Annotated in this window: 1 protein-coding gene and 1 pseudogene; one reads left to right on the forward strand and one right to left on the reverse strand. The window is 64.0% G+C overall.

Annotated elements, in window-relative coordinates; translation table 11 throughout:
* A pseudogene (locus NKJ20_RS20215) lies at positions 1–420 on the forward strand (MFS transporter); the annotation flags it as partial.
* 17 nt (positions 421–437) lie between these two features.
* Here NKJ20_RS20215 and NKJ20_RS20220 read toward each other — a convergent pair.
* Positions 438–2396, reverse strand: a complete 1959-nt coding sequence (locus tag NKJ20_RS20220) for a M23 family metallopeptidase (protein ID WP_352746339.1) — start codon at positions 2394–2396, stop codon at positions 438–440.
* Positions 2397–2500: the final 104 nt, after the last annotated feature.

Raw genomic sequence — 2500 nt, forward strand, 5'->3', positions numbered from 1 at the left:
TTATCCCCGCTCTGGGCTGTGTGGGGTTCCGGATGGGGGGGGGGGGTATCGCGGCTGTGCCCCGCCGTATGGCGGGGGGTCGAGGACAAGGATACGGGTGCGGCCTCGGGCATCAACAACGCCGTCTCGCGCATCGGCGGCCTGATTGCCGTGGCGGCGATGGGATCGCTGGCGGCCTGGGTCTATGCTGGCGTGCTCGGCACCGCTGCCGGCTCCGGCATTCCGGGTTTCGGCGAACCGCCGCCAGCCGGCCTGGCGCCCGGCCTCGATGCGGCACGACTTGCCGCCAGCGACGCGGCATTCGCCGCCGTTGCCGCGGTGACCGCGCTGCTTTGCCTGTTTTCGGCAATCACCGCGTGGACGACGGTTTCCGGCGAGCGGCTGCCATGGGCGCGCGACACGGCGAATCAGCAGGGCTGACGACGAAAAACGTCGGCTCAGCCTTCGAGCTTGGCGCTCGCGACCTTCAACTGATTGCTGTCTTCCTGCTTGAGCAGGTCGTCGATGCGTTCGCGCTCGCGCTTGAAGGCGACGAGGTCGTCGCCCTTCAGCGTCTTGCCGACCGGTAGGCGGACGCGCATCGAATCGACCTTTGTGCCGTTGACGATTAGTTCGTAATGAAGATGCGGACCGGTGGAGAGGCCGGTTGAGCCGAGATAGCCGATAACCTGACCCTGGCGAACGCGAACACCCGGCTCGATGCCTTTGGCAAAGGCGCTCTGGTGATTGTAGGACGTCTCGTAGCCATTGGCGTGACGCAAGATGATCTGCTTGCCATAGCCACCGGCCCAGCCGGCTTTTTCGACGACGCCGTTGCCCGCGGCAATGATCGGCGATCCCACGGGAGCTGCCCAGTCGGTGCCGGTGTGCATTTTCACATACCCCAAAATGGGGTGACGCCTGGCACCGAACCCGGACGTAAACCGGCCATTGGGCAAGGGATTGCGCAGCAGAAACTGCTCGGCGCTGCTGCCGTTTTCGTCGAAATAGTCGGTGCTGCCGTCCTGCATCTGGAAACGATAGAAATTTCGTGTCGTGCCGCCGAAAGTCGCGGAGACGTAAAGCAGCTCGGATTCGTCAGACGCCTGGTCGTCGCCATCGGGCTGCGAGAACAGCACCTCGATGCGGTCCGTAGGATTGAGGCGCGACTGAAAGTCGACACTGGATGCCAGCAACTTGATCAGCCGTTGCGTCATCGCCTTGGACATGCCGTAGGAATAGGCGGTGCGGTAGATGCCGTCATAGATGTTCGGCAGATTGCCGCGCACCACGGGCGCAGGCGAATCGTCGAACGCCGTCAGCAATTCGGGATTTGGCTCCGGCTCCTGCGCCGGCACGTACTGGTCGTGGTCGTCGAGCGCGATGGTGACGATGTGCTGGGTCCTGTCGTACACGCTGGTGCGAACGATCTTGGCGGCGTCGCCATGGACCTCGAGCCCAACGCGCAGCACGGTTCCTGCCTTGAGGGCCGTGGCATTCAGCAATTTGGCGATCGCCTCGGCCATTCCGGTGGCATCCTCGCCGGTATAGCCCGAATCAGCGAAGGCCTCGGCAATGTCGAGATCCTTGGTGAAGGGGATGATTTCCTCGGCGAAAGCCGGCGCATGGTCGTCGATGGCGGCACGCGGCGACACCGAGACGTTTTCCGGGACGATCTTGACGTCATAGGAGCCAGCCATGCTTTCGGCGAAGCCGTCACCGAATCGCTGTGGGTCGACATAATGCAGCGAAGCGACCTGGACAGCGCCGTCGCTCAGATCGGTGCCGGCCTCGCGCACGACCTTTTCCACCTCGTCGGCAGAAAGGTCGCTCTTTTCGTCGAAGGCCGCCGTCTCGATCGGGAAATCGACGGTCTTCAAGCTCATCTCGCTTTCGACCTTGGCGCCATAGATCTGGCTGGCGGCGGCGGCTGCCGGCTGGGCGGCATTGTCGTCGCCATTGCCAAACACCTGCATCGGGTCGAAAGGCGGATAGGCCCGGCTGGTCGTGTGACCGGCGGCAAGCGCCATCTTGATCTGCACGAAAGGCATGGTGTGGATGACATCGCGGTCGCCGACCTTGGTCACCATCGACACTTCCATGCGCCGGCGATCCTTGGCCTTGGCGATCTGGCGCAGCGCGACCAGCCTGGTCGTCTTGGCGATCTCACCGGAATCGTCGCCACTGGCAAGGCTGATCAGTTCGGCGATCTCGGGTGGCGTCGCCAACTGCTGGCGGCCGTCAAGCGCTGCAAACAGCGCCACGCCCATCAGCACGCTCGAGGTCACGCCGGTAAGGAAGGTGCCCGACAGCCAGCGCGCCGAAACCTCGCGCCGGTCGGGAGGGCCGCTGCGGCCGTCCGCGATCAGCGGCGGCTCGTTGCCGAGGTCGGCTATGACATCTTCCGTGTCTGGCATCCAGAAAGGCTGCTTCTTCCCCGGGGCGGAACGGCTTGTCGTTCTTGTTGTGGCCATGACATTTGCCTGTCACGGCGGGTGAAGTCAACGAAGCGCCTGGCCCC

It is taken from the genome of Mesorhizobium sp. M0185 (assembly GCF_040322175.1).
In the GTDB taxonomy this organism is placed as follows: Bacteria; Pseudomonadota; Alphaproteobacteria; order Rhizobiales; family Rhizobiaceae; genus Mesorhizobium.

Excerpts from the sequence above, each read along its gene's own strand:
- NKJ20_RS20220 (WP_352746339.1), bottom strand. The coding sequence starts at position 2,396 with ATGCCAGACACGGAAGATGTCATAGCCGACCTCGGCAACGAGCCGCCG.